The sequence below is a fragment of the Pseudomonas siliginis genome, assembly GCF_024072275.1.
GTDB classification, from domain to species: domain Bacteria; phylum Pseudomonadota; class Gammaproteobacteria; order Pseudomonadales; family Pseudomonadaceae; genus Aquipseudomonas; species Aquipseudomonas siliginis.
In genome coordinates this window covers 4,574,076-4,588,316 of sequence record NZ_CP099598.1, presented here as the reverse complement: position 1 = coordinate 4,588,316, position 14,241 = coordinate 4,574,076, and the positions used below count along the sequence as shown (strand labels likewise).

14 protein-coding genes are annotated in these 14,241 nt (G+C 61.3%); 3 read left to right on the top strand and 11 right to left on the bottom strand.

Features of this window, described 5'->3' with window-relative positions:
- Nucleotides 1-7: 7 nt before the first annotated feature.
- The 6 genes from NF676_RS21105 to NF676_RS21080 are packed head-to-tail and all read right to left on the bottom strand — an operon-like array spanning nucleotide 8 to nucleotide 6,706.
- Nucleotides 8-1,336 carry a DUF58 domain-containing protein gene (locus NF676_RS21105; protein ID WP_095181458.1) on the bottom strand — a complete coding sequence of 443 codons (1,329 nt, stop codon included), beginning with the start codon at nucleotides 1,334-1,336 and terminating at the stop codon, nucleotides 8-10.
- A complete protein-coding gene (locus tag NF676_RS21100; protein WP_041479813.1) occupies nucleotides 1,333-2,334 on the bottom strand; it encodes an AAA family ATPase in 1,002 nt (333 codons plus the stop codon). Before NF676_RS21100 ends, NF676_RS21105 begins: the two co-directional genes overlap by 4 nt.
- A complete protein-coding gene (locus tag NF676_RS21095) occupies nucleotides 2,331-3,494 on the bottom strand; it encodes a DUF4350 domain-containing protein (protein WP_252886710.1) in 1,164 nt (387 codons plus the stop codon). The genes NF676_RS21100 and NF676_RS21095 overlap by 4 nt, the downstream gene beginning before the upstream one ends.
- Nucleotides 3,491-5,029, bottom strand: coding sequence for a DUF4129 domain-containing protein (locus NF676_RS21090; RefSeq protein WP_252886709.1), 1,539 nt, complete (start codon nucleotides 5,027-5,029; stop codon nucleotides 3,491-3,493). The genes NF676_RS21095 and NF676_RS21090 overlap by 4 nt, the downstream gene beginning before the upstream one ends.
- Nucleotides 5,016-5,993, bottom strand: coding sequence for a stage II sporulation protein M (locus NF676_RS21085; RefSeq protein WP_252886708.1), 978 nt, complete (start codon nucleotides 5,991-5,993; stop codon nucleotides 5,016-5,018). Before NF676_RS21085 ends, NF676_RS21090 begins: the two co-directional genes overlap by 14 nt.
- A complete protein-coding gene (locus NF676_RS21080; RefSeq protein ID WP_252886707.1) occupies nucleotides 5,990-6,706 on the bottom strand; it encodes an RDD family protein in 717 nt (238 codons plus the stop codon). The genes NF676_RS21085 and NF676_RS21080 overlap by 4 nt, the downstream gene beginning before the upstream one ends.
- A 267-nt stretch (nucleotides 6,707-6,973) precedes the next feature.
- Here NF676_RS21080 and sbcB point away from each other — a divergent pair, with 267 nt between their 5' ends.
- Entirely contained in the window at nucleotides 6,974-8,404 is a 1,431-nt protein-coding gene (sbcB, locus tag NF676_RS21075; protein ID WP_252886706.1) for an exodeoxyribonuclease I, read from the top strand.
- Nucleotides 8,405-8,501: 97 nt separating this feature from the next.
- On the opposite strand, the gene mvaT is transcribed toward sbcB, so the two are convergent.
- On the bottom strand, nucleotides 8,502-8,879 hold the full coding sequence (gene mvaT / locus NF676_RS21070) for a histone-like nucleoid-structuring protein MvaT (RefSeq protein WP_016773476.1): 378 nt from the start codon (nucleotides 8,877-8,879) through the stop codon (nucleotides 8,502-8,504).
- Nucleotides 8,880-9,216: 337 nt separating this feature from the next.
- Between mvaT and purU the strand changes: the two genes are divergently transcribed.
- Nucleotides 9,217-10,065, top strand: a complete 849-nt coding sequence (gene purU / locus NF676_RS21065) for a formyltetrahydrofolate deformylase (protein WP_041479808.1) — start codon at nucleotides 9,217-9,219, stop codon at nucleotides 10,063-10,065.
- A gap of 81 nt (nucleotides 10,066-10,146) precedes the next feature.
- Nucleotides 10,147-10,323 (top strand): hypothetical protein, encoded by a 177-nt coding sequence (locus NF676_RS21060; RefSeq protein WP_016773478.1) that lies wholly within the window; start codon nucleotides 10,147-10,149, stop codon nucleotides 10,321-10,323.
- Here NF676_RS21060 and gpgF read toward each other — a convergent pair.
- From gpgF to NF676_RS27865, 4 genes are all read right to left on the bottom strand, one after another.
- Complete coding sequence (gene gpgF / locus NF676_RS21055) at nucleotides 10,307-11,305, bottom strand: glucosaminyl phosphatidylglycerol flippase (RefSeq protein WP_076563957.1); 999 nt, start codon at nucleotides 11,303-11,305, stop codon at nucleotides 10,307-10,309. The genes NF676_RS21060 and gpgF overlap by 17 nt on opposite strands.
- Nucleotides 11,302-12,072 (bottom strand): N-acetylglucosaminyl phosphatidylglycerol deacetylase, encoded by a 771-nt coding sequence (gene gpgD, locus NF676_RS21050; protein WP_252886705.1) that lies wholly within the window; start codon nucleotides 12,070-12,072, stop codon nucleotides 11,302-11,304. Before gpgD ends, gpgF begins: the two co-directional genes overlap by 4 nt.
- Nucleotides 12,065-13,177, bottom strand: a complete 1,113-nt coding sequence (gene gpgS, locus NF676_RS21045) for an N-acetylglucosaminyl phosphatidylglycerol synthase (protein WP_041480026.1) — start codon at nucleotides 13,175-13,177, stop codon at nucleotides 12,065-12,067. The genes gpgD and gpgS overlap by 8 nt, the downstream gene beginning before the upstream one ends.
- 195 nt (nucleotides 13,178-13,372) lie before the next feature.
- Nucleotides 13,373-14,137 (bottom strand): methyl-accepting chemotaxis protein, encoded by a 765-nt coding sequence (locus tag NF676_RS27865; RefSeq protein WP_425375757.1) that lies wholly within the window; start codon nucleotides 14,135-14,137, stop codon nucleotides 13,373-13,375.
- Between the last annotated feature and the right edge of the window lie 104 nt (nucleotides 14,138-14,241).

Below are 14,241 nucleotides of genomic sequence, written 5' to 3'. Positions count from 1 at the left end.
GAAGCTGTCAGATCGCAGCGGTCTTTTTCCAGCTCATGTAACTTGTCACCAGTCCGGCCCCCAACTCGGCGGGCCGAACATCCATCACTGCAACGCCATGAGCAGTCAGCCGCTCATGGAGTTGCGAGCGGGCATTGAGAAAATCGATGGTGCCGCAGTAGGCGAGTGCCTCGGGCAACGTTTGCACCGTGGTCTGGCGCAATGTATCCAACGCCTGTTCACGCAGGCTCGCCACCAGCACCCGATGTTGTGCGCTCAGGCGTTTGACTGCGGCCAGCAGTTGCTCGTCTTCATCGCGCAAATTGGTTACCAGCACTACCAGCGCCCGGCGCTTTTGGCGGGCCAATAGCTGGTTGGCGGCAGCCTGATAATCGGCGGGGCGCTGAGTGCTCCCAAGGTCATAAACAGCGTTGAGCAAGACATTCAGTTGGCCGCTGCCTTTGACCGGCGCGACATGGCGCGGCTTATCACCGGCAAAGGTACTCATGCCCACCGCATCCCCTTGGCGCAACGCCACATAACTGAGTAACAGGCAGGCATTGAGCGCGTGATCGAAGTGCGACAGCTCACCGTCCTGGCTGCGCATCTGCCGGCCGCAGTCGAGCATGAAAATGATCTGCTGATCTCTTTCGTCTTCGTACTCGCGGGCAATCGGTGTGCGCTGACGGGCGGTGGCTTTCCAGTCGATCTGGCGCAGGCTGTCGCCCTCGCGAAATTCGCGCAACTGATGGAATTCCTGACCCTGACCGCGACGTTGTCGCTGGCGCACGCCGAGCTGGCTGAGCCAGTTGTCGACGGCGCGCAACTCGCCGCCGTAAAGCCGGGCGAAGTCCGGGAAGACGCGGGTCTCGTCGCGGACGCTGAGCAGGCGTTTGCCGGACCATAATCCCAAAGGGCTGGGCAGGTTGACTTCGCACTGTTCGAAGCTGAAATGCCCGCGTTCGAGAGGACGCAGACGGTAGCTGATCTGGCTGACATGGCCGGGTTGAAGCTCGACAAGCATCGGCAGATGTTCAAACGCCAGACCGTCGGGAACGTGGTCGAAGAGTCCAATGGCCAGTGGCTCGGCAAATTCATGGGCCACCTCCAGCTTCACCTCCGCCCAGCGCCCCAATGCCAGGCTGCCGGGCATCTGTCGCTTGATGCGCGGCGAGGGCAGGCGTCTGAGGCGCACAGCGTCGATCACCGCCAAGGCCAGCAGCGCCAGGAGCAAACCCCAGTTGATCGAAATCAGGCTGGACGGGAGGTCGATCTGCAACGCCTGCAACGCGCCGAGCACGATACTGATAACCACCAGCAGGGCCAGCCAGATCAGCAGCAGCCGAGACGGTTTCACAGGCGCGGCGCCGGCACTTGATCGAGCAATTGCGTGAGCACCTGATCGACCTGCAGGCCTTCGATATCCAGCTCCGGCGCGATGCGCACGCGATGGCGCAACACCGCCAGCGCGCAGCCTTTGATGTCATCCGGGATTACAAACTCGCCGCCTCGCAACAACGCCCGGGCACGGGCACAGCGAACCAATGCAATCGAGGCGCGTGGCCCGGCGCCGAGGGTCAGCCCCGGCCAGGTGCGCGTGCTGCGCGCCAGGCGCACGGCGTAATCGAGGACCTGATCGTCCAGCGGCAAGTCACTGGCGATGCGCTGCAAGGCTTGAACATCCTTGGCTTGCAACACCGTGCGCAGCGGTTGCACATCGAGCATGTCGGCGCGGGTCGAACGACAGACCTGACGGACCATGTTCAGCTCCTGATCGGCGTCGGGGTAATCCATGCGCACCTTGAGCATGAAGCGGTCAAGCTCGGCTTCCGGCAGTGGATAGGTGCCTTCCTGTTCGATCGGATTCTGCGTCGCCAGCACCATGAACGGTTGCGCGATGGGCAGGGCGCGACCTTCGAGTGTCACCTGGCGCTCCTGCATGGCTTCGAGCAACGCCGCCTGGGTTTTCGCCGGGGCGCGGTTGATCTCGTCGGCCAGCAGCAGGTTGGTGAACAGCGGGCCTTTGCGCAGCTTGAACTGCTCGGTCTGCAAGTCATACACGGCGTGACCGGTGACGTCGCTGGGCATCAGATCAGGGGTGAACTGGATGCGCGCGAACTCGCCGCCGAAGCATCGCGCCAGTGCCCGCACCAGCAAGGTTTTGCCCAGGCCGGGCACGCCTTCAAGCAGCACGTGGCCGCCGGCAATCAGCGCGGTCAGGACAGCGTCGACCACCGCATCCTGGCCAATCAGCGCCTTGTTCAATTCGTTGCGCACCGCTTGCGCCAACTGGCTGGCACGCTGGCGCTGCTGGGCGGCGTGCGTCGCGCTGCCGGGCTCGATCTGTTCAGTCATAACGCGTTCCTCAAAGTTTGCAGATGAGCGACCTGACGGCTGAATTCGGCGCTGGACAAACGCTGCTTCGGTCGTGGGCTCAGGGCCTGGCTGATGGCGCGGGTGGGTTGCCGGGTCAGGCGCGATAACGCCAGCCATTGTTCGGCCACATTCAATTGATCGAAACCGGGATGGCGGCGGCGCGCGCGGCGCAGGATGTCTTGTTGCAAGGCTTGGAGCAGTGCCTGCTGGCCGTTGTGGCGCAGGAGGAAATCGGCACTGGCACGCAGATGCTCCAGCAGTTGACGGCGACCCGCTGGCGCGGGCATTTGCACCGGCCCGTGGCGCACGCTCGCCTGCCACAACCACAGACCGATCAAGGCGAGCAGGGCGACGATAGCCTGCGGGAAGTAGCGCCAGAGCAACGTCCACAGACCATCGTGTGCGGTGTTGTAAATCAGCGTGACGTCGGTGTCGGCGCTCAGATACCAGAGCAGCCAGGCGTTGTCGTATTTGCCGATAGCCGGGGTTTTCCACAGCTCGGCATCGGTGACCACGGTGATCGTGCCGAGGCCGTACACCCGTTGCATCATGTGCGTGGCTTTGGCGCTGTTGGCCCAGGCTTGCGCGACATTGTTCGGGTCGTCGAGGTGGAAGTCGGTGTCGAAACCGGCGTAGGCCGGCGCGTCTTCATCTTCCAGATACAGTTTGGTCAGTTTCGGGAAGCGGTCCTTTTCCCCGTCCTCGGGAGGATCTTTCAAGTCCTTGCTCAGCGATTGGTGCAGTTGCACCTTATCGAGCAGCAGATCATTACTTTGCCCGGTTTGCGCATCCCACAACGATTCGGCGACGAACACCAGGCGCCCGCCGGCACGAGTCCAGTTCAGCACCTGATCGACTTCACGCGGCGTCATCCGGGCGCGCTCGCCGAACAACAACAAGGTGTGGCTGTGCGGATCAATCTGCGGCAGCACCGTCAAGGTCTCGGCGTGGCTGACCGCGAGGCCGCGCTCGCGCAGGAACATTTCTGCCGCCAGATAGGGATTGGCTTGCGCAGCAGGCGAGGGGCCGTGATCGATGACTTCCTGATAAGGACGGGCTTTGAGGTAGAGGAACAGACTCAAGCCGCCAAGCAGCAAAAGCGCCAGCGCAGCCAACGACCCGCCGATGCGCCGGTTCAATGCCCGGATCCTTTGCTGAACAATTCACGCCAGCCGTTACACAGCTCTGCTTGCAGGTGCGCGGCTGGAAGTCGGTGCCCGTAGGCCATGTTCTGCCAGTGAACAGTGAGGTTGCGGCTGTAGGCGAGCAGGTCCGGGCGTTGCAATTGCTCGATGCGGTTGAGGATCTGGCTCTCGGTGTCGGCGGCTTTGAGCGTCAGGTTGAAATCATGCAGCAGATGGCTGAGCAGGCCGCGATAGAGCAGGCCCAGCGCGGCGCGAGGTTCGCTCAGCCACAATTGTTCGGCACTGGCGGCGATGTCATCGGGAAGGGTTTCACGGTTCAGATCCAGCCCGAAGACTTGTGGCGCCGCCGGTGGTTTGCTGCGCGAGGGCAGGTTCGGGCGACGACTGACGAAGGCCCGGAGAAATTCGCGATAACGCCAGACCAGCCAGCCCAGCGCGGCAATCAGCGCGCCCCACAACAGCACCTCAATCACGTTCGCCAAGGCATCAAGGTGTCGACCGTCGAGCCAACCGAGAAGGGTTTTCAGCCACTGCGGCGCCTCACCCGGTTGCGCGTCCTTGGTCGGGCTTGCCGGGTCGTCTCCGAAGCGATAGCGGGTGACGCTTTCCTTGTTCTTGAACGGCGGTTGTTCGAGCAGCGACTGGATGCTGTCGCGCGATGCCTGACTGGTCAGCGGCTGATTGAGCAACCGTGGAGCATCCGGCGTATCGCTGGCCCATACCGGTTGCAGGTTCGGCAGCAGCAGACACGCCGCCAGCAACACACCGAGCACGCTGCTGTTCAAACGCTGGCGCAAACGGCGGAAAACCAGCTCAATGTCCCAGGCTTCCAGTTGCGTGCGACGGTTCAGGTACAGGCTGAAGCCGCAGGCGACATACACCGGTCCCCAGGCCACCAGGATCAGCGCATAAAAAACGTTGGTCAGGTGCTCCAGCCAGCGCCAGTCCTGATCGGCGGCGAGCAGCAGCGACTGCCAGTCCCAGTCGGTTTCGATCTGCTGCGGCAAGAGCATGTAGAACAGCAGCATCAAGCCGATCCACAGTGCGGTTTCCAGATGCACGCCGATAATCGTCAGCCATTGCGCGGCGCCACCGTTGCGTTGCAGCAGCACCTGCAGACGTTGTTGTCTGGCCTCGCCATTCAGGCCTTCGAGTTGCGTCACCGGCAGCACAAAGCTGCGACTCAGACTCAGCCGTCGCCAGGTCAGACTGGCCAGCAGTTGCGGCTTGAGCAGGCGCGGCCACTCGCGCAAGGCTTGTCTGAGGGTTGGCGTTTCACCGAACAGCGCTTTGGAGAGGATGTACAGCGGCACGCGTTCGTAGGCCGGTTTCAGCCACCAGAAAATGAACACCGCCAGTGATGGCGAATCCCACAGCAACAGGCTGAGCAGGGCGAACAGCGGCAGGGTGACGATCGCCCAACTGGTCATCAACAACCGGCGATGCTGCTGGCTCATCAACACGCCCAGGTCCATGGCTTCCCAGGTCGTGCGCGGGCGGATCACTACGCTGGCGTCACTCAGGCGCATGACGAATCCTTCCGGCCAACGACAGATAAACCGCGACGGCCAGCCACAGCGCGGCGCCGACGGCGTATTTGGTCAGCGGCGTGACACTGGTTTTCGACGACCAATAAGCCTCGATGAATGCTGCGATCAACAGGAACAGCATGGCCCCACACACCAGCAACACGCTTTTGCGCGCGGCCAGGCGCAGCGCCTCGCCCCATGTCAGGCGTCCGGGGGCGATTAGCGCCCAGCCCAGCTTCAGGCCCGCCGCTCCGGCGAGGGCGATGGCGCTCAGTTCGAACGCGCCGTGACCGATCACGAACGACCAGAAGGTCTGGCCGAAACCGATCTCGCTGAGATGCCCGGCCACCGCGCCGATGATCATGCCGTTGTAAAGCAGGAAAAAACCGCTGCCCACGCCCATCAGCAAACCGCTGGCGAACGTCTGAAAGGCGATACCCGTGTTGTGCATGACGTAATAGCCGAACATCACCCAGTCTTCGCTGGCCGCCCGTTCCGCCGAGCGTCCGAGGTGGCCGGCGACGGGGTCGTACATGCCTTGCATCTCGCGCACCTGTTCTGCCGGGATCAGGTTGTAGATCAGTTCCGGGTTCAGATAAACCAGCACGCCGAAACCGATCAGGCTGCCGAAGAACAACAGGCTGGCGGCCGCAACGAAGCGCCATTGTTCGCGCACCAGTCGCGGGAAGTCGGCGAGGATAAAGCTGATGATTTGCGCCCCGAGCCGACTGCGATGCCGATAGAGCTGTTGATGGCCGCGCAGCACTTGTTGTTGCAATGAATCGATCAGAAAACTGCTGTAGCCGCGCGCCTGGGCCAGAGCCAGATGTTGGCAGAGACGCCGATAGGCCTTGGGGAAATCGCTGACTTGCGCTGTCTCCTTGCCTTGTTCGAGGCGTTCGAGCGCCACGGCGAAGCGCTCCCATTCGGCCTTGTGGCGACTTTCGAACAGGCTCTGCTTCATGGGGTCGGCCCCAACAAACCGCGCGCGATGCCGTTGAGTTCAGACACGGCTTTGGGCGCAGAGATGTGCAGCGGCTGCGCCAGCAATGCCGCCAGCTCGTTGATCCGTGCGGGAGAGAGCTCGGCCTGACGCTCGGCGAAACCGAGTACCGCGCGTTGTTCGCTCAAGGTCAGCGGAACGGGGCTGCGGCGAGGTTCAGCGTCAGGCAGTTGCGGGCGGCTCAGCGGGCGTTCGCTGTAAACCACCAAGGTGCCGGCGGCAATGTCGCCGAGGCGTTTGAAGGTCGGGTGTTGCAGGCAACTGAGTGCACCGAGGAAATAGCCGAAGGGCAGTAGATCGACAAAGCGCAGCAGGTTGCGCAATAGCGAGGCCGACCAGCCGATCGGCGTGCCGTCATCGTGTACCACGCGCAAACCCAGCCATTGCTTACCCGGCGAACGGCCCTGACGCAGCACCTCGAACAGCACCATGTACCACCAGCTGATGGCAAACAGCAGCAAGGAACCGAGGCCCATACCGAGCTTGCCGAGAAATGCCAGCGCGATAAACAGCACGCCGAGGATCAAGCCGCGAATGCCCAGATCGATGGCAAACGCCACGGCGCGCACCATCAGCCCAGCGGGGCGCAACGGCAGGTCGATGCCTTCCGGCGTTTCGACCTGATGGCGCGTATCCAGCGGTGCTTTCCTTCGCGGTGCTGTGGGCTCGAGCATGGGCTACCTGATGTTCGCCTGTTCGGGGGGCAAGTGCGCCTGATGCTAGCAGCCTCTCGGGTGTGGGAGCGAGCCTGCTCGCGAATGTGGTGGATCAGTCAGCCTATGTGCAACTGACGGAAAGCCTTCGCGAGCAGGCTCGCTCCCACAAGGGCAATGCATTCCAGTTGTAGGAATCTGGAGAAATTGCTGTTCGAGGGCGACCAGGCTGGCCGTGGCAACCCTGAAACGCCTAGACTTCGCCGATCTTCTGTTCAGGATTCGCCCGTGACTTCAATCTTCTGGTACGACTACGAAACCACTGGCATCAATCCGCGCAACGACCGACCGCTGCAGGTGGCCGGGATTCGCACCGACCATGCGCTCAACGAAATCGACGAGCCGGTCAATCTCTATTGCCAGCCCAGCGAGGACATCCTGCCGCACCCGGCGGCGTGCGCGATCACCGGCATCACCCCGGGCCAGCTCGCTGAAAAAGGCCTGAGCGAAGCCGACTTCATGACTCGCGTACATGCGCAACTGGCCGCACCGGGGACCTGTGGCGCCGGTTACAACACCTTGCGTTTCGACGACGAAATGACCCGCTACAGCCTGTATCGCAATTTCTTCGACCCCTATGCCCGTGAATGGCAGGGTGGCAACAGTCGCTGGGATCTGATTGATGTGGTGCGCGCCGCTTACGCATTGCGCCCCGATGGTCTGGTCTGGCCGACCGATGATGAAGGCCGCGTGACCCTCAAGCTCGAACGCCTCACAGCGGCTAACAATATCGATCACGGCCATGCCCACGAGGCGCTGTCGGATGTGCGCGCCACCATCGCGTTGGCGCGGCTGATTCGCGAGAAACAACCCAAGCTCTACGAGTGGCTGTTCCAGTTGCGCAGCAAACAGAAGGTGATGGATCAGATCCGCCTGTTGCAGCCACTGGTGCATGTGTCCGGGCGTTTCTCGGCGGCACGCAGTTATGTCGGCGTGGTGTTGCCGCTGGCCTGGCACCCGAAAAATCGCAACGCCTTGATCGTCTGTGATCTGCATCTTGATCCGCAGGGGTTGCTGGACCTCGATGCGCAAGCCTTGCGTCAGCGTCTTTATACCCGTCGCGATGAGTTGGCCGAAGGTGAGTTACCGGTACCGCTCAAGCTGATTCATATCAATCGTTGCCCGGTAGTGGCGCCGTTGGCGGTATTGCGCGAGCAAGACCAGCAGCGCCTTGGGCTGGACATGGCGCTTTATCATGAGCGGGCAGTGCGACTAACTGACGCACAACAAGTCTGGAAAGATAAAGTCGCGACGATTTATGCCAGCGAAGACTTCGTTCCCAGCGAAGATCCCGAGCAGCAGTTGTACGATGGATTTATCGGTGATCGTGATCGTCGTTTATGCGAACAAGTTCGAACGGCGGATCCTGCGCAGTTGGCGCAAGAGCAGTGGCCTTTCGATGATGAACGTTTGCCTGAATTACTTTTTCGATATCGAGCACGCAACTTTCCGGACACCCTGGACGTGGCCGAGCAAGAGCGCTGGAAATTATTTTGTCAGCAGCGCCTTACGCAACCTGAGGCAGGTGCGCCGAATACCGTGCAGTCATTTATCGAGGCGGCAGAGCAATGGTCGCTTAGTGCGACGCCAATGCAGCGAGAGGTACTCAATGACTGGCAGAATTATGTCCAGGCATTACGCAAACGTTTGAATCTGTGAAATCGAACATACCCGTAATTAATCTGCGGGCATAAAAAAACGCCAGCGCTAGCTGGCGTTCTTTTGTTCGCGGATCGCTCTGCGAAGGCGTTGCGGCTTAGCCCAGCAGGGTCGCCCAGCCTTCAACCACGTCGCCGCCCCACTTGGCTTTCCACTCTTTCAGAGTCTTGTGGTTGCCACCTTTGGTTTCGATGACTTCACCGTTGTGCGGGTTTTTGTATTGCTTAACTTTGCGTGCACGCTTGGTGCCGGTAGTTTTCACTGCGCCGCCACGTGGAGCCTTGGATTTGGCTTCTGGATCCAGCAGCGCGATGATGTCACGCAGGGACTTGGAGTATTCACCCATCAGCGTGCGCAGTTTGCCTTCGAATTCCAGTTCGGCTTGCAGTTTGTCGTCTTCGGACAGGTTCTTCAGACGGGCTTGCAGCTCTTTGATGGCTTCTTCGGTGGCGCGATATTCGTTGATCAAGGACATGAGTACTACCTTTTGTAGAATGCTGAATGACAGGGGACAGTGCCGCAATAATAGTCAGGCTGTTTCATCAAGTAAACATTTAGATCGGCTTTTTATTTAAATGAGTTACAGGAATTAGCCGCGCTTTGAATGTTCCGTTAAATAATGTGATGCAGTCAGCACAGATATTTACAGTTGTCTGACAAAAGCCCCGCTAAAGCGTCACTGTCTTGACGTAAGACCTGCGCCAGAAAGCCGTTTGACCATGCTTTGTCCCACCCGGCGCGTATGCGTACTGCAGTTTTCCTGCGCAGTCGCTAGAATGGCGGCCTTTGTGAAGTTCTGGAGTTTCCCCCTCATGCGCACTTTTCGGCTGGTGATCTCTTGCCCGGACCGCGTTGGCATCGTTGCCAAAGTCAGTAATTTTCTGGCCTCTCATAATGGCTGGATCACCGAAGCGAGCCACCACTCTGACAATCAAGTGGGCTGGTTCTTCATGCGTCACGAAATCCGTGCCGATTCCCTGCCGTTCGGTATTGAAGAATTGCGCGAGAAGTTCGCGCCGATCGCCGAAGAGTTCTCGATGGACTGGCGCATCACCGACACCGAGCAGAAAAAACGCGTGGTGCTGATGGCCAGCCGCGAATCCCACTGCCTGGCCGACCTCCTGCACCGCTGGCACAGCGACGAACTGGATTGCGAAATCGCCTGCGTGATCTCCAACCATGACGACCTGCGCAGCATGGTCGAGTGGCACGGCATCCCTTACTACCACGTGCCGGTCAATCCGCAGGACAAGCAACCAGCATTCGACGAAGTATCGCGGCTGGTCAAACAGCACGACGCGGAAGTGGTGGTGCTGGCGCGCTACATGCAGATCCTGCCGCCGGACATGTGCCGCGAGTACGCGCACAAAGTCATCAACATTCACCATAGCTTCCTGCCATCGTTCGTCGGCGCCAAGCCGTATCACCAGGCGTCCCTGCGCGGCGTCAAGCTGATCGGCGCAACCTGCCACTATGTCACTGAAGAGCTGGACGCCGGCCCGATCATCGAGCAGGACGTGGTGCGTGTCAGCCACAGCGACAGCATCGAAGACATGGTGCGCTTCGGCCGTGACGTCGAGAAGATGGTGCTGGCCCGTGGTCTGCGTTATCACTTGGAAGACCGCGTGCTGGTGCACGGCAACAAGACAGTCGTGTTCTGATCGAGCACGATACGCTTGAAAAACCAAGGGCCTGGGCGTTGAATCGCTCAGGCCCTTGTCATTTGAGCCCGAGGAAAAGTCATGAGCGATCCACTGGACAAAGCTACTTCCAAAGCGCCCGCCACGCTCGGCGAGGGTTGCCTGAGTCGTTACGACCCGGATGACATGAGCCCGGACGACGGCACCGAATTCCCCGGTGCCGCCGAACTTTGGGAGCAGCTCCAGCAAGAGCAGGACGAACCTAAGAAGCCTGCCTGACGTTCATCAACTTCTTCAGCAACGGCTTGCCCAGCATCAACACGAACACCGGGCCGCCAACCAGCAGATAGAAGTAATACGTCACCACGCGCCAGATCAGGATCGCCGCCGCTGCGGTGGATTTGCCCACCATCGGCGCGAGCAGCGCAGCCGAGGTCAGCTCTGCCGCACCGGCACCGCCGGGTAACAGACTGAACTGGCCGGCGCCCAGCGAGAGCATCTGCACCAGAAAGCTCCACGCCCACTGCAAATCCGCGCCGAGCCCGCGCAGGGCCAGATACAGCACGCTGTAGCGCAGCAGCCAGTGCACGCAGGTCAGGGCGAACACCTGAACCAGCGTCTGCCAGGGCAACTTCAAGGTATCGGTAAACGCTGCGAGAAAGTGCAGCAACTTGCGCGCCCAGCGACGGCGAGTACTTGTCGTGATGTTCATCCCCGCCAACAGCCGCCCGCTCAGGCGAATCAACGCTCGGTGATAACGCGCGATCAACACGCAACTGAACAACCCCCCAAACAACGAAACGGCGCTGACGGTCAGCAGCCACTCGAGGCGATCGCTCAGGTGCTGGAACAGCGCATAGATCAGAATCCCGCTGAGTGCGCAGAGAAAGAACAGCAGATCGCTGAGCTGATCCATGGCAAACACCGCGCTGCCCCGCGCCGGACGCACGCCGCACCGGGCGAGCAGAGCCATGATCGTCAGCGGCCCGCCGCTGCCGCCGGGCGTGGCGCAATACGCAAACTCGGCCGCCATCACCACGCCGAGGCTTTTCAAGGGCGCGACTTTTTCTCGCTGGTCGCCGAGCAACAAACGCAAGCGCAGCGTATTGATCCCCCAGCAGAGCAGAATCATGCCGAACATGATCAACAGCCAGTTCAGCGGAAAACTGCGCAGGCGCGACCAGGTCTCGCCGCCGCCGAGCAGTACCGGAATCAGTACCGCCGCCAGCAGGCCGATCAGCAACAACAGACTGCGCTTCATGCTGCGCGTTCCAGCTGACCGCGCTGTCGGGCCAGCCAGTCGATCTTGGTCAGCGGCACGCGTCCCTCCGCCAGCAGGCGTTGCAGCGTGTGCAACCAGTAATCGCGAGAAAAGCGGTGACGCATGTCCACCGGATGCAGGCCCAGACGAATCACCGATGCCTCGCGCCAGCGCTGTTCACGCTGGTCGCTGACGATTTTCGACAAGCCACGACGCCAGGCACTGCGCGCACTCCACACCAGCCCCGGTGCATCTATGGCGCTGAAGTCGGGCAAGCGATAAAGATGCTGCGGATCGCTGGTGTAACTGAGCGGTAATTCGCGCAAGGCCTGACGGGCGCCGTCGCTCATCAGCCAGGCCGGGGCGACGAAACCCTGCACCGGCCAGTCGTAGCGCTGAAACATGTCCAGACCTGCGTGCAGGCGGGCAAGGGCAGCTTCGCGGGACAGGCGGTAAAACTCGCCTTCATGGGTGTAGACCCGGCGCATGAACCAGTCGCGCGGGGTGTTTGGCATGGGTTCCTGATCGTCGTGGTAGTAGCCGTGCAGCGCCAGTTCATCGCCTCGGGCGACACGGGCATCGAGCACTCGGCGAAACGCAGGATTGGCATCAAGGGCATCGTGGCGATGGAAGTCCGGCACTACCAGCCACGTCATCGGCACATCACCCAAGGCATCGACAGCCTCGACGAAGGGCTGGTAATCCGCCCACGTCGAGGGCGCCACATCATGCAACACCAGACATACGGCTTTCATGTGTTCAACCATTGGCCACCCGTGGCAGCGTATGGCCGAGCACGGCGTGATAGTGGCTGAGCAGGCTGTCAACCACGGTGTCCCAGGCATAATGCCGTTCGACGTGCTGGCGCGCCTGTTGACCGAGGCGGGCGCAGCCGCGACTGAACAGCTCGCGCACAGCATTGGCCATGGCCTGCGGATTATTCGGTGCACAGAGCAGGCCGCAGGAATCGTTGACGATCTCTTCAAACGCCCCGGCCGCCACCGCCACCACGGGAATGCCGCAGGCCATGGCCTCAAGGATGACCAGGCCGAAGGTTTCCTGGTCGCCGGCATGCAGCAGCGCATCGGCGCTGGCCATCAGCCGCGCGACTTTCGGCGCCGGGCAGAATTCGTCGATGACGCTGACGTTGTCCGGCACCGCCGCAGGCATCGACGAGCCGACCAACAACAAGTGATAACGCGGACCAAGGCGCTGCATGCACTTGAGCAGCACCGGCAGGTTTTTCTCCTTGGAACCGCGCCCGGCAAAGATCAGCAGGCGCGTGTCTTCGGCAATGCCCAGCTCGGCCCGCAGCCCGGGGTCGCGGGCGTCGGGATGGAAGGTGTGCAGATCCACGCCCAGCGGTTGCACATGGACATTGCGTACACCAAGCCCGATGAGCTTGTCGGCCATGACCTGGCTCGGCGCGAGAACGCGGTCGAAATTGCCGTAGAGACGCGTGACATAAGCCTCGACATTCGGTGTGACCCAATGGCCCATGCGATTGCCCGCCAGCAGCGGCAGATCCGAGTGATAAAAGCCGATCACCGGAACGTCCAGCTGCCGCCGCGCATCCAGCGCTGCCCATGCGGTGAGGTAGGGATCGCCGACTTCGATCAGATCCGGCTGCAGATCCTGCAGGACGTTTCGCCATGGCGCCAGCCGCAGCGGGAAGCGATAGCCTTTGCCAAAGGGCAGGGCGGGCGCTGGAACCGTATAAATGCCGTCATGTTCACCCAGTCTCGCGCCGGGGATCAGCAGGCTGTGGCGAATGGCGTTGCGCTCGCCAAGGCGACGGTGTTTGGCATCCAGATAAGTCCGCACGCCACCGCTGGCCGGGGCGTAGAACATGGTGATGTCGGCGATATGCACGGTGAGCAACCCTCCGCTGTGTTGTTCTCCCTTGATTGACCTTTATCCAGAATAGATGTTCGGTCGGGATTGCGCGGTGGGGTGTCACTCGGGTTTTGTTGGAAGGTAGATATTCGCGAGCAGGCTCGCTCCCACAATGGAATGCATTTTCCCTGTGGGAGCGAGCCTGCTCGCGAAGCGGCCAGTCGTCGCAGCTTAAATCCTGAAGCTGCCAACCAACTGCTTGAGACGCGAAGCCTGCTGCTCCAGATCCGAACAAGCGCGCAACGTCGCTTGCAGGTTCTCCACGCCTTCCTGGTTCAGCGTGTTGATCTCGGTGATATCGACATTGATCGACTCGACCACCGCGGTTTGTTCTTCGGTCGCGGTCGCCACCGACTGGTTCATCCCGTCGATCTCGCCAATGCGCAGGGTCACGCTGTTCAGGCGTTCGCCGGCGAGGTTGGCGATCTCGACGCTGTCCTGGCTGTGGCGCTGGCTGTCGCTCATGGTGCTCACCGATTCTCGAGCGCCGACTTGCAGCTCCTCGATCATGGTCTGCACCTGTTGGGCCGATTCCTGAGTGCGGTGCGCGAGGTTGCGCACTTCGTCGGCCACCACGGCAAAACCACGACCGGCCTCACCGGCGCGTGCCGCTTCGATCGCCGCGTTCAGCGCCAACAGGTTGGTCTGCTGGGAAATGCTGGTGATCACTTCGAGAATCTGGCCGATGTTGACGGTCTTGCTGTTCAGCGACTCGATGTTGGTGCTCGACGCGCTGAGCATGCTCGACAGCTGGTTCATTGCTTTGATGCTGCGCTCCACCACTTGCTGTCCATCTTCGGCCAGACCCCGGGCGTCGCTGGCCTGATTCGACGCTTGCGCGGCGTTGCGGGCGATTTCCTGGGCGGCGGCGCCGAGCTGATTGATCGCGGCAGCAACGCTGCTGGTGCGCGAGGCTTGCTGGTCGGAGTTGTACATCGACGAGTTCGACGCAGCGACCACGCGCAGGGCGACCTCGTTGACCTGGCCGGTGGCCGAGGACACTTCGCGGATCGAGCCGTGAATGCGCTCGACGAAGCGGT